General features: G+C 69.8%; 19 protein-coding genes. 5 read left to right on the forward strand and 14 right to left on the reverse strand.

Annotated elements, in window-relative coordinates:
- Positions 1-540: 540 nt before the first annotated feature.
- Positions 541-1,364, forward strand: a protein-coding gene (locus tag O7632_RS14090) for an IS5 family transposase (RefSeq protein ID WP_278119771.1) whose coding sequence is annotated in 2 segments (ribosomal slippage) — positions 541-880 and positions 880-1,364 — 825 coding nt in all. Because the reading frame shifts where the segments join, the coding sequence is not laid out codon by codon here.
- 31 nt (positions 1,365-1,395) lie between these two features.
- Here the strand turns inward: O7632_RS14090 and O7632_RS14095 are convergent.
- Together O7632_RS14095 and O7632_RS14100 are read right to left on the reverse strand one after the other, a co-directional pair.
- Complete coding sequence (locus O7632_RS14095; RefSeq protein ID WP_278114667.1) at positions 1,396-1,593, reverse strand: DUF397 domain-containing protein; 198 nt, start codon at positions 1,591-1,593, stop codon at positions 1,396-1,398.
- Complete coding sequence (locus tag O7632_RS14100) at positions 1,584-2,135, reverse strand: DUF5753 domain-containing protein (protein ID WP_278114669.1); 552 nt, start codon at positions 2,133-2,135, stop codon at positions 1,584-1,586. The genes O7632_RS14095 and O7632_RS14100 overlap by 10 nt, the downstream gene beginning before the upstream one ends.
- An 814-nt stretch (positions 2,136-2,949) precedes the next feature.
- Between O7632_RS14100 and O7632_RS14105 the strand changes: the two genes are divergently transcribed.
- Complete coding sequence (locus tag O7632_RS14105) at positions 2,950-3,393, forward strand: hypothetical protein (protein ID WP_278114671.1); 444 nt, start codon at positions 2,950-2,952, stop codon at positions 3,391-3,393.
- A gap of 31 nt (positions 3,394-3,424) precedes the next feature.
- Here O7632_RS14105 and O7632_RS14110 read toward each other — a convergent pair whose 3' ends face one another.
- From O7632_RS14110 to O7632_RS14120, 3 genes are all read right to left on the reverse strand, one after another.
- Positions 3,425-3,682: a hypothetical protein gene (locus O7632_RS14110; RefSeq protein ID WP_278114672.1), complete on the reverse strand. Its 258-nt coding sequence runs from the start codon at positions 3,680-3,682 to the stop codon at positions 3,425-3,427.
- 260 nt (positions 3,683-3,942) lie between these two features.
- Positions 3,943-4,824, reverse strand: coding sequence for a diacylglycerol kinase family protein (locus tag O7632_RS14115; protein WP_278114673.1), 882 nt, complete (start codon positions 4,822-4,824; stop codon positions 3,943-3,945).
- A 54-nt stretch (positions 4,825-4,878) separates the two neighbouring features.
- Positions 4,879-5,868: an EamA family transporter gene (locus O7632_RS14120; RefSeq protein ID WP_278114675.1), complete on the reverse strand. Its 990-nt coding sequence runs from the start codon at positions 5,866-5,868 to the stop codon at positions 4,879-4,881.
- Positions 5,869-6,008: 140 nt separating this feature from the next.
- Here O7632_RS14120 and O7632_RS14125 point away from each other — a divergent pair, with 140 nt between their 5' ends.
- Genes O7632_RS14125 through O7632_RS14135 form a run of 3 tightly spaced genes read left to right on the forward strand, consistent with a single transcriptional unit; the run spans position 6,009 to position 8,694 of the window.
- A complete protein-coding gene (locus O7632_RS14125; protein ID WP_278114676.1) occupies positions 6,009-7,019 on the forward strand; it encodes an ATP-binding cassette domain-containing protein in 1,011 nt (336 codons plus the stop codon).
- Entirely contained in the window at positions 7,016-7,858 is an 843-nt protein-coding gene (locus tag O7632_RS14130) for an ABC-2 family transporter protein (protein WP_278114678.1), read from the forward strand. The genes O7632_RS14125 and O7632_RS14130 overlap by 4 nt, the downstream gene beginning before the upstream one ends.
- A 2-nt stretch (positions 7,859-7,860) precedes the next feature.
- On the forward strand, positions 7,861-8,694 hold the full coding sequence (locus O7632_RS14135) for an ABC-2 family transporter protein (protein ID WP_278114680.1): 834 nt from the start codon (positions 7,861-7,863) through the stop codon (positions 8,692-8,694).
- Positions 8,695-8,740: 46 nt separating this feature from the next.
- On the opposite strand, the gene O7632_RS14140 is transcribed toward O7632_RS14135, so the two are convergent.
- The 9 genes from O7632_RS14140 to O7632_RS14180 form a co-directional block, all read right to left on the reverse strand.
- Positions 8,741-9,058, reverse strand: a complete 318-nt coding sequence (locus O7632_RS14140) for a DUF2087 domain-containing protein (protein WP_278114681.1) — start codon at positions 9,056-9,058, stop codon at positions 8,741-8,743.
- A 45-nt stretch (positions 9,059-9,103) separates the two neighbouring features.
- Positions 9,104-10,570 carry an NAD-dependent succinate-semialdehyde dehydrogenase gene (locus O7632_RS14145; protein ID WP_278114683.1) on the reverse strand — a complete coding sequence of 489 codons (1,467 nt, stop codon included), beginning with the start codon at positions 10,568-10,570 and terminating at the stop codon, positions 9,104-9,106.
- Between the two features lie 3 nt (positions 10,571-10,573).
- Complete coding sequence (locus O7632_RS14150; protein ID WP_278114686.1) at positions 10,574-11,752, reverse strand: alcohol dehydrogenase catalytic domain-containing protein; 1,179 nt, start codon at positions 11,750-11,752, stop codon at positions 10,574-10,576.
- Between the two features lie 46 nt (positions 11,753-11,798).
- Positions 11,799-12,695: a carbohydrate ABC transporter permease gene (locus O7632_RS14155; RefSeq protein ID WP_278114687.1), complete on the reverse strand. Its 897-nt coding sequence runs from the start codon at positions 12,693-12,695 to the stop codon at positions 11,799-11,801.
- Between the two features lie 4 nt (positions 12,696-12,699).
- Entirely contained in the window at positions 12,700-13,641 is a 942-nt protein-coding gene (locus O7632_RS14160) for a sugar ABC transporter permease (RefSeq protein ID WP_278114689.1), read from the reverse strand.
- 2 nt (positions 13,642-13,643) lie between these two features.
- A complete protein-coding gene (locus tag O7632_RS14165; protein WP_278114690.1) occupies positions 13,644-14,927 on the reverse strand; it encodes an extracellular solute-binding protein in 1,284 nt (427 codons plus the stop codon).
- Positions 14,928-14,947: 20 nt separating this feature from the next.
- Positions 14,948-15,721 carry an amidohydrolase family protein gene (locus tag O7632_RS14170; protein WP_278114692.1) on the reverse strand — a complete coding sequence of 258 codons (774 nt, stop codon included), beginning with the start codon at positions 15,719-15,721 and terminating at the stop codon, positions 14,948-14,950.
- An 83-nt stretch (positions 15,722-15,804) separates the two neighbouring features.
- Entirely contained in the window at positions 15,805-18,294 is a 2,490-nt protein-coding gene (locus O7632_RS14175; protein ID WP_278114694.1) for a beta-galactosidase, read from the reverse strand.
- On the reverse strand, positions 18,291-19,106 hold the full coding sequence (locus O7632_RS14180; RefSeq protein ID WP_278114696.1) for an IclR family transcriptional regulator: 816 nt from the start codon (positions 19,104-19,106) through the stop codon (positions 18,291-18,293). The genes O7632_RS14175 and O7632_RS14180 overlap by 4 nt, the downstream gene beginning before the upstream one ends.
- Between the last annotated feature and the right edge of the window lie 424 nt (positions 19,107-19,530).

A 19,530-nucleotide genomic window follows, 5' to 3' on the forward strand; every position in this document is an offset into this window, starting at 1 on the left:
CCGTTCGGATGATTTGCCGGAGTTACGTGGTCCGAGTTGGGTCTTGCCCCTCTTCACTGCCTTGACCTCCAACGTCCTAAATATGCCCTCCCCTTGTCATGTAACTAAACCTGCGACCCATCGACGTTACATCCAACCGTTGTGCGCCCTACTTGTACCGCCAGCGACTGCAATATGTGGCGGCCGTTCGATGCACCGCGAGCGGCCATCCAACAGGCAGTCAGAGTTGACACGGAGGTCGTGAGTGAACGCAACAGGCGAGACACCCGACAACAACGGTGAACAGGGGCGGAGCCGTACCGGGTGATCTTGGACTACCTCCGAACTCTTCCCGGGGTGCTCACCGGAGTAGCAGCGCTGATCGGCGCTGCTACCGGGCTGGTGGTGGCGTTGTCCCACTGAGAGGCACCGGGAACGAGCGGAGCCCTGATCCCGCACTCACGGCAGGATCAGGGCTCCGAAACGGCCTACAGCCTTAAGACCGTGTGTCGTTTGGGGTTGTTGAAGTTCAAGGTCATTCGTTGACGTGGTGTGGATGACGTGGAGAAGTACTGCCCCGACGCGTTGTGGCACCTCGCGCGGCCGTTGCTGCCGCCGCACCCGGAAAGGCACCAGGGCGGCGGCCGGCGGCGGACCGATGACCGGGCGATGCTCGCGGCGATCCTGTACGTACTGGAGTCCGGCTGCTCGTGGCGCAAGCTGCCCGCCTCGTTCCCGGTCCACTGGCGCACCGCGCACCGCCGGTTCGCCGAATGGGTCGAGGCCGGGGTGATGACCGCCCTGCACCGGGCGACGCTCGATGTCCTCGGCGCGGCCGGGCGGATCGACTGGTCGAGGGTGAGTGTCGACAGCATGCACGTACGCGCGGTGAAAAGGGGGACCTGACCGGGCCCAGCCCGGTGGACCGGGGCAAGCCCGGCTCCAAGATCCACGCCATGAGCGACCGGGGCGGGTTGCCGCTGCACGTGGGCGTCTCCGCCGCGAACCTCAACGACCACCGGATGCTCGAGGACATGGTCGACGGCGTCACACCAGTGCGTCAACCGGTCGGCCGGCCGCGTCGACGACCGGCCAAACTCCACGGCGACAAGGGCTACGACTACCCCGAATGCCGCGACCTGCTGCGCGCACGCGGCATCGTCGCACGGATCGCGCGCAAGGGCGTCGAGTCGTCGAAGCGGCTGGGCCGGCACCGCTACGTCATCGAACGCTGCCTCGAGTGGATGACCCGGTTCCGACGGCTGGTCCGCCGCTACGACCGCAAGGCTTCCCACTACCTCGGATTCCTCCACCTGGCATGCGCTCTGATCTGCTACCGCCGCGCCGACCGACTCAACCTGTTGACCAGCAACAACCCCTACTGACACACGGTCTAAGGGCGGCTTCGGCGACGGCTCAGGGCTTCCCGGTCGTCTCGGCGATGGACGCCGACACGAAGGACTGCCACGCGGCCGGGGAGAACGTCAGGGTCCCGCCGTCGCGGTCCTTGGTGTCCCGGACGAGGACGCGGCCCGGGAGGTTGTCCGCGACCTCGACACAGTTCGCCGTGTCGCTCTTGCTCGACTTGCGCCAACGCGCGCCGATCAGGTCCATTGCTTCGCCGCCTTCGTGATCAACTCCTGGGACTGCTGTGCAGATAGAGCGTAGCCCCGGATGTCTTCCCAGTCCGCTTCCAGGCTGGCCACTCCGTCCGGTGACTCAACGACGTTGCCCTCCAGGTGCCCTTCCAGGAAGCCGACCGTCCGGCCGTCAACGGAGGCGAGCACGATCGGGCCACGGAGGCCGACGTAGGCGGGCGCGTCCGCCGGGACCACCTGCACACGTACGTGCGACAGTTCAGGGGCCATCAGCGCCTCGATCTGCTCTCGCATGACCTCGGGACTGCCAACTCGCCGATGTAGGGCAGCTTCGTCGACCACGGCGACGAGTCGGCAGGGCTTGACGGACCGCGTGATGATCTCCTGCCGATCGAGCCGGGCCGCTAGCGTCTGCTCGACGTCCTCCGGCGGAACATTCATCGCGGGCAGCAGTTCGCGCGCGTACGCCTCCGTCTGAAGGAGCCCCGGGATCAGGTTCGGGTGGTAGACCCGTAGCAGCGTGGCCCTGCCTTCATATTCCACAAGGGCCTGTACCAAGTCGGTGTCCAGTCGCCCCGGACGAACTCCCGGTAGAACTCGACGAGCGCTGTACCGTGCGCCTTGTCGACGGCACGCAGGTAGTCAGGGAGCACCGGCCGTTCGCCGCGTTCCACCGACCCGACGTGACTGCCTGAGAAGTGGATTCGTTCGCCCCAAGCCTCTTGGGTTAATCCCGCCGCATCGCGCAGCCGACGCAGCTCCTTTACCAGATAGGCGCTTCCGCTCACAATACCTTCACATCCCTCGATTTTCCGTGTTGTGGACTATCGCTACCACGTCGCGCAGCGGACCGCTGATAGCGACCACCTAGTAACCCCTGGTGGTCAACCATCTTCCGCCCCGGCCGGCTGTGAGTCCAGAGTGAAGGGACCCCCCCGGGGGTCGGTGAGGTTCGTTTCCCCACGGACCCGGAAGGCCACGGCACCGGTCTCCGGGGGCCGACCGCAGCCCAACCGGACTCCACCCCGAGGGGGACCAGGTGCGACACGACGACGGCGTAGGAAACCCGACCGGATCGCGAGTGCAACGAAGGCTCGCGGATGCAGGGTGGCTCCCGCTGCCGACGCGGACGCCCGGGAGCGTCGACACCACGACCGGACCCTGGGGAATCCGCCCGAGGGGCGGAATGGCCGGCCGGGTCGCCACCGGGGTAGCCACCCGGGCGATAGCGATCATCAGCCGGCACATGCCGTCACGGCTGACACTGGAGTGCCGGACCTGCGGAGGCACCCTGTTCTGTGACCGGTTCTTCCGCGCGTACCTCGTGCTCCACAGGGTGGACCGAAGGCGCGTTCGGCGCGTCCAGGTCATCTTGGAGTACGACGGACTGTGGCCACGCGGCGCGACCGATACCCCGATCGCCGACTACGGGGCGGTCCGGGTGTGCCCCGGGGACGTCGTCGATCTACGCGCAGCCGACCACCTGGACGGGCTCCGCCCGGTGCGCCTGGAGGTCGGAGAGGTCGGTCCCGACGTGTCCTGGCAGTCCTGGATCAACCTGCTGGGCAAAGAGATCAGTGACGACCCGAACCGTAACGGCAAGCTCGTGATGGTGCGCCCGTACAAGGACGCTCTCCGGCGTCCCGGGACGCTGACCCAGCGGGACCCGGTCGAAGAGTGCGCCCGGCACTGTGGGCGCGCGGCCGGACTAGCGGTCCGGTCGCCGGCCGGGGACGCGGCGCTCTGCCCGGCGTGCGCTCTCCGGGAGTTGACAGGGTTCGCGGGATCTGAGGCGAGAAACGACCCTCGGGGATGATCCCCGAGGGTCGTTGACTCTGGCGTCGTAGCTACTGGTTCTTGATCGCGTCCCAGTCGAACGCCACTACCTGTCCACGCTCCAACGTGGTGTGAACGCTGTCGCCGTCGCGCTCAGCGTCGGTCATCACCACGTCTTCCGGCAGGCTCCCGGCAAGCGCCGCGAGGTCGTTCGGGGCGACCGGCTCACGGAGGATGGCGACGTAGACACCCGGAGCTTCCTCGGCGACGTTGCCCTCCGGGGCGGACCCGGTCCGGCTCTCCAGGTCCACCATCGTCGCCTCGGTCATCCCCAAGCGTCCGCCGTACCGAGCTTGCCTGCCTGCCAGAGTTCCCGGATCGCCCGGACCCGTGCGAGTTCTCAACGTCGGTGGACATCTACCGGCCCTCCTGAAGGGCTCGGGAAGTGACGATATCCACCGGCACTACAGACCCGCTGCACCCGTGCTGACCTGCGGTTTAGCGCTGAGAGGAGTCACAGATATCGAGAAGATATGTCCGCGATGTTCCACGATAAGTGCAAGATCGTCGCGATCATGGATGCAGGCGATCATGGGGCGCAGACGGTGATCGCTGCGGGGACCACCCGTACCTTCATCTTTTTCGCCTGGGCGCGGGCACCGCCGTCGAGTTCGTAGGTCATCGGGTCGGCGAGCCGGATGTCGATCCGCTTCGCCCGGGTGACCCGGACGAACGGTGAGCGCTCGGACCGGCCGACCGCCATCCGACCCAGCGTCCGCGCCCACTCCACCGCGCCCTGTGCGGTGGCCACCCCGACCTCCAGCCAGCCGTCGTCGGGCTGGGCGTCGTCGAAGGCGTGGATCCCGCCGGTGATCTTGCCGACGTTGCCGACCAGGACACAACTGGCCGGCTCGTCGAACCAGGTCGTCCCGTCGACGCGGATCCGCACCCGGGGTGCCGCGCCGCGTACATGGCGCAGCCCGGTCCAGACGTACGCCAGTTTGCCGGCCCGGTCCTTCAGATCCCGGTCGGCGTCGCGGATCAGCCGGCCGTCGAAACCGGCCCCGGCCATCACCGCGAAATGCTCGCCGTTGAGTTTGCCCAGGTCGAGCTGGCGACGCTCACCCTCGAAGCCGATCCGGACCGCCTCGCCGAGGTCATCGGGGATCCCGAGGTTGCCGGCGAGCAGGTTCGCCGTACCGGCGGGGACGATCGCCACAGTGGCGTCGCGTCCCGCGAGGGCGTCCATGGTCCGCTGCACCATGCCGTCGCCGCCCCACACGAAGACCAGCTCGGCCCCCTGCTCGACCGCCTTGCGGGCCTTTTTCGGCGCCTTGCGGCTCTTCGGCACCTCGTACCAGATCAGGTCCTCGGCCCCGTGCGCGGCGATCGCCGCGCGCAGCTCGTCCAGACCACCGCCGAGGGTCTTCTTGCGGTGGGCGACGACGGCGACGCGTTTCGGTGCGCTCATGCCGGCGTCCTTACCCGCCGGGCCGCACCGTTACGCCGACACCGGGCCGCACCGTTACGCCGACACCGCGACCGGCGGTGGCGGCGGGGCGTCGGGCACCGGCGGGGTCGCCGGTGGGCCACCGGGCCGGGCCGTCTCTGCCAACGCGACCCCGGCGAGCACCAGCGCGCCGCCGGCCAACTGGACCGGGTTCAGCGCCTCGCCGGCCCCGATCACCAGCCAGGCCACGGCGGCGGCCAGCACCGGTTCGACCATGGCGACGATGCCGACGCTGGTGGCCGGCAGATGCCGCAACGCGGCGGTGATCATCAGGTACGGCACGATCGAGCCGAGGATCACCACGGAGCAGCAGAGCAGCGCGACCGGTACGCCGTTGTCGGCGCGGGTGAGCAGCGGCTGCCAGCCGTCCAGCCCGGCGGTGGCCCCGCGCACGATCAGCCCGGCGACCGCCGACGCGCCGAACGCCCAGGTGGTCAGCGACAGCGCGTCGCGGTCCCGCACCCCCCGGGCACCGATCAGGAAGTACGCGGCGAGCATCACCGCCGCGCCCAGCCCGGCCGCCACCCCGAGCACGTCGAGGGTGAGCCCGCCCCACACCTGCGCCACGCAGGCCAACCCGACCAGGCTCAGCCCCAGCCCGGCCCAGATCCGCGACCGCACCGGCTGCCGTTGCACCGCCCACGCCCACAACGCCACCATCAGCGGCGCGGTGTATTCGAACAGCAGGGCGATGCCGACCGGCAGTCGGGCGATCGCCACGAAGTACAGCATCGGGACCAGGAAGAACCCGGTCAGCCCGTACGCGACGAGCAGTGGCAGCTCACCGCGACGCAGTCGCAGCCGACGCGCCCCGGGCCGCAGCACCACACTGAGCACCAGCAGCCCGGCGAACGCGCCGACCGCCCGCAGCACGGTCAGTTGCGGGGCGTCCAGGCCGGCCCGCAGCACCAGCTTCGACACGGTGCCGTTGATCGCGAACAGGGCGCTCGCCCCGATCACCAGGGCCAGGCCGATCAGCGGCCGGCGCGGGTACGCAGTCGTCACGCCGGTGAGGCTACCGCCGCGCGTGTCAGCGCCCGACTGGATGCGGCCCCTTACCGGATGGTGGTCGACCCGGCCGGGACCGGCGCAGCCGGCCGGAAAATCGTTAGGCCGCCGGCGGGCGGCTGCGGCACCATCCGGTCATGGCCTTCATCGAAGCTGACGGTTTGACCAAGCGGTTCCGCCGGCCGGTGAAGGACCCGGGGCTGCGCGGCGCGCTGAAACACCTGGTCACCCGCCGGTTCGCCGATCATGCCGCCGTCGACGGCATCGACCTGCGGGTCGAGGCGGGCGAGGCGGTGGCGTACGTCGGCCCGAACGGTGCCGGCAAATCCACCACCGTCAAGCTGCTCGCCGGCATCCTGGTGCCGACCGCCGGCGAGGTACGGGTCGGTGGGGTGGTGCCGCACCGGCAGCGGATCGCCAATGCCCGGCAGATCGGCGTGCTGTTCGGCCAACGTACCCAGTTGTGGTGGGACCTGCCGGTCCGGGAGTCCCTCGCCCTGCTCCGTGACCTGTACGACCTCGACCCCGCCACCTACCGCGAGCAACTGGACCGCTTCGACGACGTTCTCGGCCTCGGCGAGCTGTTGCCGGTGGTGGCCCGCAAACTCTCCCTCGGCCAGCGGATGCGCGCCGACCTGGCCGCCGCCCTGCTGCACCGGCCCAGGGTGGTCTACCTCGACGAGCCGACCATCGGGCTGGACATCGGGGTCAAGGACCGGGTCCGGGGATTCCTGCGGGAGCTGCGCGCCGACGGCACCACGCTGATCCTGACCACCCACGACCTCGGCGATATCGAGGACGTCTGCCAGCGGATCGTCATCATCGACCAGGGGCGGATCATCTACGACGGGCCGCTGGCCGGGGTGAAGGACCAGTACGCCCGGCACCGGTCGATGCACCTGCACCTGGCCGACCCGCTGCCGCGCGACGCGGTCGCCGCCGTACTGCCCGGCACGGAGGTCGTCGACGGGGCGGCGCCGGGGGAGTTCACCGTCCGGTTCGACCGGTTCGCCGTCACCGCCGGCCAGGTGATCGCGGCCGTGTCGGCGGTGTCCGAGGTACGCGACCTGCGTATCGACGAGCCGGCGATCGAGGACGTGGTGCGCAAGGTGTACGCCGGTGAGCTGCGTCTGGAGCCGACCCCGTGACCGCCGCCCTGGCCGGTCCACCGGTACGGCACCCGGCGGTACGGCATCCGGCGATGCGCGCGTACCGGGCATTGGCCCGGGTGGCGGCGCGCAGCACTCTGGCGTACCCGTTGAGTTTCGTTCTCGGCATGGCCGGGGCGCTGCTGCAACTGTTCGCGATGCTGTCCATCTGGGCGGTGCTGCTCGGTGCCACCGACGACATCGGCGGTTTCAGTTGGCCGCAGATGAAGGCGTACCTGCTGATCGCCTACGTCACCGGCGCACTGATGTCCTTCGGTGACTGGGACATGGCCGGCCGGATCCGGGACGGCATGGTCGCGGTCGACCTGACCCGCCCGGTCGACTACCAGCGGGCGCGGTTCGCCGAAACCGTCGGTGTGGCCGCCGTCGAGGTCGCCTTCTCCCTCGCGGTGTGTGCCGTCGTGCTGGCGATCACCGGGCCGGTCCCGGTGCCGCCGCCCGGGCAGGCGGCGCTGTTCGCGGTCAGCGTCGTGTTGGTGCTGCCGCTGCGGTTCACCACCGTCCACCTGACGGCGCTGCTGTGCTTCTGGACCGGCAACATTTTTGGCGTGTCCCTGGCCCGGGGGGCGATCACCAACCTGTTCTCCGGGTCGCTGGTGCCGTTGACGCTGCTGCCCGGCTGGCTGCAGACGATCGCGGCCGTGCTGCCGTTCGCGGGGATGACCTTCACCCCGGCGACGATCTACCTCGGCCAGGCGACCGGGGCCGACGCCTGGCGGCTGATCGGCATCCAGGCGGTGTGGACGGTGGCGCTGTGGTGGGGCGCCCGGCTGGCCTGGCGGGCGGCGGTGCGCCAACTGACCGTACACGGGGGTTGAGGATGCGGCCACGGACCGGGCTGCGTCGCGGGCTACGGCTCTACCGGCGCAGCCTCGGTGCGCATCTGCGGTCCACACTGGAGTACGAGGCCGACTTCTGGATCCTGGTCGGCGGTTCGGCGTTGACCCAGCTCGTCGGCCTGGCGTTCCTCGGTGCGATCTTCTCCCGGGTGCCGCACGTCAACGGCTGGACCTTCGCCGAGGTGGTGCTGATCTACTCCGTCGTGGTGCTCTCCGACGCGGTCGGGCCGCTGCTGTGCGAAGGCATGTGGCGGTTGCCGTGGCTGGTCAACAAGGGGGAGTTGGACTACAAGTTGGTACGGCCGTACCCGGTGGTGCTGCAGGTGCTCAGCGACGACGTCGGCGTCAACGGGCTGGGCAACCTAGTCACCGGCGGGGCGATGTTCGGCTGGGCGCTGTGGCGGGTCGACGTCGCTTGGTCACCGGCGCTGGTCGTCGGCGGGCTGCTGCTGTTCGCCAGCGGGATGGCGGTCAAGCTGTCGATCAGCCTGGCCACCAACTCGTCGGCGTTCTGGATGCAGAGTCCACACTCGATCTTCGCGTACGCGGTGCACCAGATCGGCGACCTGGCCCGCTATCCGGTGTCGGTGTACGCCGTCGGGGTACGGCTGGTCCTGGTCGTCGGCCTGCCGTTCGCCTTCGTCAGCTACTTTCCGGCGAGCGCGATCCTCGGCCCGGGTGGTGGCAGCGGCGGTGCTGGTGTCGGCCCGGCATGGCTCGGCTGGCTCACCCCGTTGGTCGCCGCCTACTGCGTCACCGTGGCGGCGCTGATCTTCCGCGCCGGGCTGCGCCGGTACGAGTCCGCCGGCAACTGAATGTCGGCCGGCAACTGACCGGCTGGTCACCTCGGCTCGGCTCGACTCAGCTCAGGCCCATCGACTCCACGTACCGCTCGGCGGTGTTCGGGTACGGCAGCGCCAGCGCGTTGCGGCTGTACCGACCGTCGGCCCGTGCCATCAGCTCGGCCTCGATCAGGTAGCGGCGGACGGTGACGTGGTCCACCTCGCCGCCGTCACACCAGCGGCGCAGCCGCTCGTCGACCGTCGGCTCGTCGTACACGACGTCGCGTTCGAAACACGCCCGCGCGATGTGCGCCAGCACCACGCGGCGGCGGGCGTGCCGCCTCGGTAGCGACACGAGACGGCCGTCACGGACGAACGGACTCAACTCCTGGCTCATACCGTCCGACGGTACCCACCCGTTCGCCGTACGGGCGAGCGGAATTCACCCGGCGATGCCGACGTACTTCGTCTCCAGATATTCACCGATGCCTTCGCGGCCGCCCTCGCGGCCCAGGCCGGACGACTTGATCCCGCCGAACGGAGCCGCCGCGTTGGACACCACTCCCTGGTTGAGTCCCACCATGCCCGCCTCCAACCGCTCCACCACCCGCAGCGACCGGACCAGGTCAGCCGAGTAGACGTACGCCAGCAGCCCGTAGTCGGTGTCGTTGGCGGCGGCGACCACCTCGTCCTCGTCGCGGAAGGTCAGCACCGGCGCGACCGGGCCGAAGATCTCCTCGGTCAGCAGCCGTGAGGTGGGCGCGATGCCGGTGAGCACCGTCGGCGCGAAGAAGAACCCCGGACCGGGGACCGGGCCGCCGGGGAGCACCGGTTCCGCGCCCAAACCGACCGCGTCGTCGACCAGGCCGACGACCTTGTCCCGGCCGGCCGCGTCGATCAGCGGGCCGACCTGCGACCGTGGGTCGGTGCCGGGACCGATGGTCAACGCCGCCATCCGTCGGGCCAACCGCCGGGTGAACTCCTCGGCGACCGGTTCGGCGACGAAAAACCGGTTGGCCGCGGTGCACGCCTCGCCGATGTTGCGCATCTTGGCCGCCATCGCTCCCTCGACCGCCGCGTCCAGGTCGGCGTCGTCGAAGACGATGAACGGGGCGTTGCCGCCCAACTCCAACGACACCCGCAGCACCCGGTCGGCGGCGAGCCGCAACAGGTGGGAGCCGACCGGGGTGGAGCCGGTGAACGACACCTTGCGCAGCCGGGGGTCGGCCAGCAGCGCGGTGCTGATCGGCGCCGGATCGGCGGCGGTCACCACGTTGAGCACGCCCGGCGGTAGTCCCGCGTCGATCAGGATCTGCGCGATCGCCAGCGCGCACAGGGGCGTCTCCTCCGCCGGTTTGAGGACGGCGGTGCAGCCGGCGGCGAGCGCCGGGGCGATCTTGCGGGTCGGCATCGCCAGCGGGAAGTTCCACGGCGTGATCAGCAGGCTCGGCCCGACCGGTTGGCGCAGCACCAGGATCCGGTGGGTCCCTTCCGGCGTACGGCGGTAGTCGCCGTCGACGCGCGACGCCTCCTCGGAGAACCAGCGGAAGAACTCGGCCGCGTAGGTCACCTCGGCCCGGGACTCGGCCAGTGGTTTGCCCATCTCCAGGGTGGCGAGCAGGGCGAGCTGGTCGGCCCGGTCGCGCATCAGCTCGAACGCGCGGCGCAGGATCTCCGCCCGCTGGCGTGCCGGGGTGGCCGCCCAGTCCCGCTGCGCCGACGCGGCGGCCTCCAGCGCGTCGAGAGCGTCGGCGGCGGTGGCGTCGGCGACCGCGCACAACGGTGCACCGGTGGCCGGGTCGACAACGTCGAAGACGCCGCCGGAGCCGTCACGCCACTGCCCGCCGACGAGCAGCTGCCGGGGAATCCGGTCCAGCAGCGCGGTGGTGGTGGGAGTCGATGTGGACACGTGTCAGCCTTCCGTCCGCGCCGGCGCCGCCACGGCGGCACCGGCTTCGTCGTGGGCCGCGTCGAAACGCAGCAGTTGCCGGATCGCCCGGCCGTCGGCCAGGTCGTCCAATGCCTGGTTGATGTCTCCGAGGTCGAGGGTGGCGGTGTGCAGCGCCTCGACCGGCAGCCGGCCGGCGCGCCACAGCGCCACGAACCGGGGGATGTCCCGTTGCGGTATGCAGTCACCCAGGTAGGAACCGAGCAGCTGCTTGCCTTCGCCGGCGAACGCGAGCGCCGACGTGCCGAGGCGGCTGTCCGGATGCGGCAGGCCGACGGCGATCGCCCGCCCACCCCGGACCAGCGCCGCCAGACAGGCGTCCAGCACGCCGGCGCTGCCGACCGTCTCCACCGCCACGTCCACCCCGCCGCCGGGCAGCCCGGCGATCAGCGCCGCCGCCTCGTCCGGGTCGACCGCCACGGTGGCACCGACCCGCAGCGCCACCTCCCGTTTGGCCGGCACCGGGTCGACGGCGACGACGGGATGCGCGCCGGCCAGCCGGGCACCCATCACGGCGGCCAGCCCGACGCCGCCCAGCCCGTACACGGCGACCGCCTCGCCGGGTCGGGTACCGGCCGTGTGCAGCACCGCCCCGGCACCGGTGAGCACCGCGCAGCCGAACATGGCGGCCACCTCGTCCGGCACGTCCGGGTCGATCACCACCGCCGACTCCCGGGCCACCACGACGTGGTCGGCGAACGCCGACACCCCGAGCTGGTGGCGTACCGGCGCGCCGGTCGCGTCGGCGAGCAGCGGCGGGCCGTGCAGCAGCTCACCGGCGGCGTTGGCCGCCGCGCCCCGCGCGCACAGCGCGACCCGCCCGGCGGCGCACTGCCGGCACCGGCCGCAGCTGGGCACGAACACCAGCACCACGTGGTCGCCGGGGCGTACGTCGGTGACGCCGGGGCCGACCTGTTCGACGACCCCGGCCGCTTCGTGGCCGAGCGCCATCGGCAGCGGGCGCACCCGGTTTCCGTCGACCACCGACAGGTCGGAGTGGCACACCCCGGCGGTCCGTACGGCGACCAGCAGCTCCCCGGCGCGCGGGGCGCCCAGGGTCAGCTCCTCGACGGCGACCGGGGCGCTGTCGCGGTACGGGCGCTGCCGGGTGGTGTGCCGCAGCACGGCGGAACGGATCCGCATGGTTTCCTCCAGTCGGCCTGGCGGGCCTTTCCGGCTTCGCCGGGCGTCAGCCCTTGACCGCGCCGAAGCTCAGGCCACGGGCCATCTGCTTCTGCACGAAGATCGAGAAGATCAGGGCGGGGATCATGATCACGGTGCCGGCGGCGGCCATGCCGCCCCAGTCGGTGCCCTGTTCGCCGAGGAACGCGGTCATCGACAGCGGCAGGGTGTTCGCCTCGCGGCTGGTCAGCATCAGCGCGTACAGGAATTCGTTCCAGGCGAACATGCCGACCAGGACGCTGGTCGCGGCCAGCCCGCCGGACGACATCGGCAGCACCACCCGCCACAGCGCGACCAGTCGGGAGCAGCCGTCCACCCAGGCGGCCTCCTCCACCTCGACCGGCAGGTCCTGGAAGAAGCCGTGCATCATCCACACCGCGTACGGGATGTTCATCGCCGAATAGATGATGATCATGCTGGCCCGGGTGTCGAAGACCTCCAGGGCCTTCAAACCGAGGAACAACGGCACCACCGTGCTGATCGGCGGCACGAACCGGGTGGACAGGAACAGGAAGCTGATCGTCCGGCTGCCCGACGGGCGCAACCGGGCCAGCCCGTACGCGGCGAGGACCCCCAGCACCATCGTGATCAGCGTCGAGGTGCCGGTGATGATCAGACTGTTGGTCAGGAACGACACCACCCGAGACTGGCTGAAGTAGGCCGCGTAGTTGGTCCAGTCCGGTGCCACGAAGATCCGGGGTGGGATCTCGTACGCCTCGGTCCGGCTCTTGAACGAGGTCATCAGGATCCAGTAGATCGGTACCAGATAACCGACCGCCAGGAGCGTGACCAGCGTGTACTTGATGATGGTGGTGCCGGTCCGGCGGCGGTTGGGCCGCCGGGCGGCACCGGCCGGGCGGGTCCGGCCCGCCGGCGGCGACGACGGTACGGTCGTGGTGGTCATCGGCTCAACCCCGATCTGTCCGGGTGCCGCGCATCAACCCGATGGCGATACCGCTCATCAGCACGAACATGAGCATGGCGATGGCCGAGCTCTGGCCGAAGTCGAGATTGACGAAGGCCCGCCGCCACACCGCCAGCGACAGCAGTTCGGTCGCCCCACCCGGGCCGCCCTGGGTCATCGTGTAGACGTGGTCGAAGCCGCGGAACGCCCAGGTGAAGCGGAACAGCAGGGCGATGACGAGCAGCGGCATGATCGCCGGCAGGGTGACGTTGCGGAAGATCTGCCACGAGTTGGCGCCGTCGATCCGGGCGGCCTCCACCGGATCCACCGGCGCGGCCTCCAGCCCGGCCAGCAGCAGCATGAACACGAACGGCGTCCACTGCCACACGTCGACCACGATGATCGCCACCATCGCCAGGGTCGGATCTCCCAGCCAGCTGCCGCCGTACCCGACGGCGTCGCTGATCAGGGTGACCAGGCCGACCTGGTCGTTGAACAGGAACCGCCACATCACCCCGACCACCGCCGGCGCCATCAGCATCGGCAGGAAGAACGCGGTCCGGAAGATCCGCCGCCCCCAGCCGATCTGGTTGACCAGCAACGCCAGCAGCAGGCCCAGCACCAGCGACAGCCCCACCGTGCTGACCGTGTAAACCGTCGTGTTGACCGCCGCCGACCGTACCGCCGGATCGGTCAGCACCACCCGGTAGTTGTCCCACCCGGCGAAGGTCCGGTCCTGGTCGATCAACTTGTGGTTACGGGTGCTCAGCCAGAGCGTGTACAGCAGCGGGAACAGGCTGACCACCCCGACGACCAGGAACGCCGGCAACACGTACAGGTGTCCGGTGGAGAAGCGGAACCGGCGGGCGGGCCGCCGCCGCGCCACCGACCCGGAGGTCGGCGGCCCGGCGGCGGCACCCGTACGGCGGGTGAGCGCGGCGGGCATGGTCAGGAACCCAGTTCCCGGTTGACCGCGTCGGCCGCCGCGTCCAGCCCGGCCTGCGCGTCACCACCGCCGGCGAGGGTGCCCTGCAACTCGGTGGCGATCAGGTTCTCGATCGACGAGATGTTCGGCAGCTTCGGGTACGACCAGGCGGTCTGCGCCGCCTGCTCGGCGGTGGCGAACGACGGATACTGCTCCTGCAACTCGGTCAGCAGGTCTGCCCGGGCCGGCACGATCGCGCCTTCGGCGCTGGTGGTCATCCACTCCACCAGGTCCGGTGACATCAGGTACTGCACCAGCAGGTACGCCGCCTCGGGGTTGGGGCTGCCGGCGGCGACCGCCAACGCCCAGGTGTTCAGCTTCGAGGTGCTTTCGCCACCGGCGGTGGCCGGCGGCAGGGTGGCGTACCCGATGTCGCCGGCGACCTGCGAGTCGGCGCCTTCGACGACGCTGGCCTGGAACGGCACCAGCAGGTCGGTGGCGGTGGCGCCCTGCGCCATCAGCGCGGCGTTGTCGTCGTAGGTGCGGTTCAGGTAGCCCTGCGGCGACACCGTGGTCAGCTCCCGCAGGAACTCCAACGCCTCCACGCCTTCCGGCGAGTTGAACGCCGCCTCAGTGCCCTCGTCGTTGAGGAACTGGCCGCCGTTGAGAATCACCAGGTCCATGAAGACCTCGGTGAACGACGCCGGTGCCAGGCTCAGCCCGACCCCGGAGGTCCCGTCGCCGCTGGCCGCCCGGGCCGCCGCCAGCCAGCCGTCCCAGTCCGCCGGCGGCTGTTCGACCAGGTCACTGCGGTAGAACATGATCAGGGTGTTGAACTTCCACGGCAGGGCGAGCAGTTGCCCGTCCACCCGGTTCGCTTCCAGCAGCGGCTCCGGAATGCCGTCGATGTCGAAGTCGGGATCGTAGAGGTCGTCGTCGGCCAGGTAGTCGTCCAGTGGCTGCAGCCAGCCGGCGGCCTGGTACTCGCCGAGCCAGAAGTCCGGCACCGCGGTCACGTCGTACGAGCCGGTGCCGCCGGAGAGTTCGAGGACCTGCTTGTTGTGCAGGTCGGAGTAGGGCACCGTGTCCATCTCGACCTCGATGCCGGTCTCGGCGGTGAAGTCGGCCAGCTTCTCCTGCATCAGGTCGGCGTCGTAACCGGCGTGGCGAAGGAACCGCAGGGTGACCCCGGCGTACGGGTCGTCCGGGTCGGTGGTGGTGTCGCCGCTACCGCAGGCGGTGGCCACCAGGGTGACCGCGGCGAGTCCGGCTATCAGGCGGGACGTGCGTGAGATGTTCCATGTCATGGCTGTCTCCCTTTACGCGTTCAGAGACGGAAAACGCGGCGGGCGTTTCCAGCGAAAATCTGCTGCTTCACGGAATCGGGTACCGATGAGTGGTTGACGATGTCGATGTCGATCGAGTGGTCGAAATACGGGTTGTCGCTGCCGAACAACAGCCGGTCGGCGCCGATACCGGCGACGGCCTTTTCGATCGGCCAGAGATGGTGGTGCGAGATGCAGGTGTCGAAGACCATGTTCGGCGCCCGGGAGGCGAGGTCGATGCTCGCCGACAGGTGGGTGGTGTCCATCATCGGGTGGGCGTTGACGAAGGTCACCGACGGGAACGCCGCCGCCAGCCTGCCCAGCTGGAACGGTGCCTCCAGGATGGAATGCTGAGCGGTGTGCGCCTGCACCACCTGGTTGTCGTAGCCGGCCAGCCGATCCAGGATGGCGAACATCGACGGATGGTCCAGCGGCAGCCCGGCGAAGTCGTTGTGGAACATCAACCCGTGCAGGCCCAGCGCGTCCACGACCCGGTCGACCTCGCTGAGGGCGGGTGCCCCGTGCCGTGGCTCGACCACCCCGAGGCCGCGCGGAAACCGGTCCGGCCACTTGCGTACCGCCTCGGCGATGTTGTCGTTCTGCGTCGCCGAGTCCGCGATGCCGTTCGGATCCTCGTACCCGGGAATGGGGGAGATGACGGCCTGGGCGATCCCGTTGTCGTCCATTTTTCGCAGCACGTCCTCGGCGCTGCCGGCGACGGCGAGTGTGGAACTGATGCCGATGTGCGCGTGGACGTCGATGATGTCGTGGGACATGGCGGTGCCCTCCAACCATTTCTCGTCAATGGTGCTGAACTACCTGTCGAGCTGTCCGGATCTCACTCGGCGGGCCCGGGACTTCATGTGTCGAGTCGCAGTTCGGCGGTGCCGTCGTGGTGGCGCAGCGACACGACGTGCACCTCGTCGACCGGTTCGGTGTGGAACGGCGCACCGTTCCACGAGCCGCTGGTCGGCCGGTCGAACGCCAGTTCCACCGGGGCGAGCCGGTCGCCACGGGCGGTGAACGCCGTCCGCTCGGTGTTGGTCGGGGTCAGCTCGGTCGTCGCGTACACCATCCGGGTGTAGCCGAGATCCAGGTCCAGCCAGAGCTGGTAGACGCTCTTGGCGTCAACCGCCAGCTCACCGACGTGCGGGAAGGTGACCGGGGCCTCGCCGTCGAGCGCGACGGTGACCCGGCCGGTCCCGTCACCGCCGGCGACGTTGGCGACGGTGACGAGCTTGGCGGGCGAGTCGGGCCGGTGCCGCAGCACCGCGTGCAGCCGCTCGCCGGTCGTGGTGACCCGCCGACGCACCCCGGCGGCGTCGAGCAGGACGGTACGGAAGAAGTCCTGGCTGTCGCGGGTCAGATAGGACGGGTACACGCCCATCACCAGCACCTGGCCGCGCCCGGCCGGCCGGCGGAAGATCACCGGTCGGCCCTCGTGGGTGGCCAGCACCTCGGCGTCGTCGCCGATCCCGGCGAAGGTCCGCAGCCCCCGGTCGACGGCCACCTCCGGCATGCCGGCGTCGCCCTCGCCGGTGCCGTCGATGGTCAGGAACCGGGTCCGGCCCGGCTCCATGCCGGGGATCGGCACCTCGGTCTCGGTCAGCTGGTCCAGGCCGGCGAAGCGCAGGAACTCGGTCGCCGGCTCGCTGTCCAGGTCCATCGTCGGCACGGTCGGGAAGAACACCACCGTCTGCCCGGCGTCCAGCTGCCGGCGCAGCAGGTCGAAGCCCTGCCGGGGCAGCCGGCCGCTGGTCGGCACGACGACCGGCCGGTCGGTGATCGGCCGCCGCGGCGGGTGGTACGGGTTGACGAAGGTGAAGTGCGCGTTGAACTCCGTCATGATCCGGATCACGCCGTCGACCCCGTCGTACGCGTCATGACTGGCCTTGGTCGCCACCGTCGCGTACCCGAAGGTGTCCTCACTACCCGGACTGAGCACCTCGACCTCGTCCATCCACCGGGCCTGGTACGCCAGGTCGGTGGAGAGCGCCAGGTAGAAGTCGATCTCCTTCTCGGTGTCGACCAGCTCGCGCTGCCAGCCGTCGATCCAGGCGCCGGTACGGGCCAGCCGGTCGAAGGTGGGGTGGCGGCTGCCGTCGGGCAGCACCGGCGCGTTCCAGTGGTAGTCCCGGCCGTAGTTGTTGGACCCGGGCGGGTTGTAGCCGCCGGAGAACATGTAGATGTTGTAACCGTCCAGGCCGTGGCCGAGCGCCAGCCGGGTCAGCAGGTCGAAGTTGTAGTGCGCCCGGTTACGGGTCAGGTCGACCCAGCCCGAGGCGAGCTCGGCGACGAACGTCGGCCCGGCCAGGTCCAGCATCTTGACCAGTTCGAGGCGGTACAGCGTGGTCGGCACCCCGATCAGGTCCTGCTCGCCACCGGACAGGTAGAGGTGGCCGGTGGTGAAGTACCGGCCTTCCTCGTGCCGGAAGAACGTCGACGCCGCCGCGTGGTCGCCACCCTTGAACATCATGTTGACCGGCTCGTTCATGGTGAACGGCACGTCGAGACCGAGGGCCCGGAACCGCTCCACCAGATGGCTGGCGAAGGTGAAGATGTACCAGGTCTTGTAGTCCAGCCAGTCGGCGATCCGCCGCCGCCCGGCCGGGTCGGCCGCCGGGCGCCGGGGCGGGGCCAGCGCGGCCAGGTCACCGCCGGGGACCCCGTGGCGGCGGGCGACCGCCTCGGCCGAGCCGTACCGGTCGAGCAGCCAGCGCTGCCACCGACCCGGCGTGGTGCCGTCGCCGATCGAATCGGCGTCGTAGAGGGAGTGACCCAGCCCGTACGTGAAGCAGATGTTCATCTCGTTGTCCGGCTGGCTCAGCACGATCGGCCCGCCGTTGTCGATGGTGTAGCGGGCCAGCAACGGCACCACCTGCTCGTACCAGCCGTCCACCAGGGACAGGAAGTCCGGGTGCAGCTGGGCCGGGATCGGCACGCCGTGGCCGCGCCACAGCGCCGGCTTGCCGTCGGCGTCGCGGCTCCACACCTGCGGGTGGTTGTCGAACACCCACGCCGGGTGCCCGCCGTAGCGGAACTCGGAGTTGATGAACGGGCCGGGCCGGATCATCAGACGCAGGCCGCTGTCGGCGACCAGGTCGAGGAAACGCACCAGGTCCCGCTGCGGGTGGGTGGCGCCGGTCAGGTCCGGCGCGCCCTCGGTGGGCTCGTGCCACTCCCACGGGATGTACGTGGCGACGCAGTTGAGGTTGGCGTCGCGGGCCGCGTCGAGGCGGTGCCGCCAGCTGTCCGGTCCGGTGCGGTAGTACGGCAGTTCCCCGGAGCGTACGTACACCGGCTCGTCGTCGATCAGGATGCTTTTGCGGGCGATGCGGACACGGGTCATACCGTCTTCCCTCCTGCGGCGACCGGTGCCGGGGACGCGGTCGGCGTGCTGTGGTTGTTGCTGGTGCGGAGCTGGTGGGTGATCGCGGTGACGGTGCGGTCCATCAGGTCACGCAGTTCGTGCACGGACTCGTCCGGGAAGCGGAACACCGGCGCGGACATGCTCAGCGCGGCGATCACCTGACCGTCGCGGTCGCGGATCGGGCCGGCGATGCAGCGGACGGACGGGTCGAGCTCGCCGAGGTTGACCGCGTAGCCGCGCTCGCGGACCTCGGCGAGTCGCCGGTCGAGCTCCGGGCGGTCGGTCACCGTTTCGGTGGTGTACGCCGGCAGGGTGGCGTCCAGCAGTCCGTCGACGTCGACCGGTGCCCGCCAGGCCAGCAGGATCTTGCCGGCGGCGCTGGCGTGCAGCGGCATCCGTTTGCCGACCGACGAGGTGAACCGCACCGACTGGCTGCTCTCGATGAACAGGATGTCGGTGGCTTCCCGACCGACCAGCACGCTCAGATGCAGCGTCTCGTCGACCTCGTCGCGGAACCGTTCGATCCACGGCAGCGCCACCGAGGTCAACTCCTGGTGGACGACGCCGATCGTGTTAGCCAGCGCGAGCAGCCGTGGACCGACCGTGTACGGCCCGCGACTGCGGCCCTGGGCGAGGTAACCCTCGACCACCAGAGTGGCGAGAAAATTGTGCACCGTCGTCACGTTGGCGTCGACGTGTCGGGCGATGGCCTGCAGGGTCAGTCCGCGCGGATTCGCCGCGACGGCATCGAGGATCCGCAAGGTCCTCGACACGGACTGGATGCCGGCCACCATTCCTCCTGGCATTGACGGAACGTCGAATTCAATACTGTTGAAAACGACTTCATGTACGCCAAGTATTGCCACCGCGAAATCTGATCGTCAAGGTTCGTAACCTCACCGAGATATCGATGGATACCGCTGCCATTTCAACGGAAAGCCCAGCTGGCGGCTAGGTTATCTCGCCGCCGTAGCGGTGCGGATCGGCGTTTTCGGTGCGGCTGACCGCTGTCGTCCCGGGTGCGAGGATCGGCGGATTCTCGCCGGCTCCCGGCGGGGAACATCGGCCGGTCGGGCGGCGTTGGATCCTGGCGTTGGACCGAATAGCGCGGACGCCGCGCGGTGTGAGCGCGTGGGTGTGAGTACGCCACCGAGAGCGTCCCGCCAACGAGCGTCCAGCCAACGTCTGACAATCGTGCGTGTTCTTGTTCTGTCC

It is taken from the genome of Solwaraspora sp. WMMD406 (assembly GCF_029626025.1).
Classification (GTDB): domain Bacteria; phylum Actinomycetota; class Actinomycetes; order Mycobacteriales; family Micromonosporaceae; genus Micromonospora_E.

Coding starts and splice junctions, on each gene's coding strand:
- O7632_RS14095 (WP_278114667.1), bottom strand. CDS start 1,593: ATGGACCTGATCGGCGCGCGTTGGCGCAAGTCGAGCAAGAGCGACACG.
- O7632_RS14110 (WP_278114672.1), bottom strand. CDS start 3,682: ATGACCGAGGCGACGATGGTGGACCTGGAGAGCCGGACCGGGTCCGCC.
- O7632_RS14115 (WP_278114673.1), bottom strand. CDS start 4,824: ATGAGCGCACCGAAACGCGTCGCCGTCGTCGCCCACCGCAAGAAGACC.
- O7632_RS14125 (WP_278114676.1), top strand. CDS start 6,009: ATGGCCTTCATCGAAGCTGACGGTTTGACCAAGCGGTTCCGCCGGCCG.
- O7632_RS14135 (WP_278114680.1), top strand. CDS start 7,861: ATGCGGCCACGGACCGGGCTGCGTCGCGGGCTACGGCTCTACCGGCGC.
- O7632_RS14140 (WP_278114681.1), bottom strand. CDS start 9,058: ATGAGCCAGGAGTTGAGTCCGTTCGTCCGTGACGGCCGTCTCGTGTCG.
- O7632_RS14150 (WP_278114686.1), bottom strand. CDS start 11,752: ATGCGGATCCGTTCCGCCGTGCTGCGGCACACCACCCGGCAGCGCCCG.
- O7632_RS14155 (WP_278114687.1), bottom strand. CDS start 12,695: ATGACCACCACGACCGTACCGTCGTCGCCGCCGGCGGGCCGGACCCGC.
- O7632_RS14160 (WP_278114689.1), bottom strand. CDS start 13,641: ATGCCCGCCGCGCTCACCCGCCGTACGGGTGCCGCCGCCGGGCCGCCG.
- O7632_RS14165 (WP_278114690.1), bottom strand. CDS start 14,927: ATGACATGGAACATCTCACGCACGTCCCGCCTGATAGCCGGACTCGCC.
- O7632_RS14170 (WP_278114692.1), bottom strand. CDS start 15,721: ATGTCCCACGACATCATCGACGTCCACGCGCACATCGGCATCAGTTCC.
- O7632_RS14175 (WP_278114694.1), bottom strand. CDS start 18,294: ATGACCCGTGTCCGCATCGCCCGCAAAAGCATCCTGATCGACGACGAG.